This window comes from Stappia sp. BW2, from assembly GCF_008107695.1.
GTDB lineage: Bacteria > Pseudomonadota > Alphaproteobacteria > Rhizobiales > Stappiaceae > Roseibium.
This window is the reverse complement of record NZ_VIRG01000048.1, coordinates 1-386: the sequence shown is the minus strand read 5'-3', so window position 1 is coordinate 386 and position 386 is coordinate 1. Positions and strand designations below refer to the sequence as shown.

The 386-nt window shown below is 50.5% G+C and carries 1 protein-coding gene; it reads right to left on the bottom strand.

Translation table 11 applies throughout. The features are described 5' to 3' along the window. The coding region (locus FMN63_RS30060; protein ID WP_205513841.1) for a hypothetical protein at window positions 1-350 on the bottom strand (350 nt) is incomplete at its 3' end. Between the last annotated feature and the right edge of the window lie 36 nt (window positions 351-386).

The window sequence follows — 386 nt, the reverse complement described above, 5'->3', positions numbered from 1 at the left end:
CCATACGATCCTCTGACTGGAGTATGATTGGATACAGGGTGAGACTTCTCACTCAATGTAGCACGATTAACCGATTCATTCGTGGTGCGGGGCACCAGATTGGCAGTACAATTGCCACCTGCGGCGATACCAGGCTGTCCTGCACGTTGGATTGATCCCTGTCCAGAATGGAGCGATTCCTGTCCTACCTCGTAGCTCTCCCATTGTTGCGGAAGCAATGCATCCGTCCCTGCCATACGCCAATCCTTCAGTTCTCCCTGACTCGGATATGTGATCAGTTCCAGTCGATTCAGCGAAGAGCGGCTATACGGCATTTCCAGTGTATTTGTCTCTCCGGTTTTGATATACAAGGATATGTCTAACGTCTGGAAGGCAAACCAATCCTG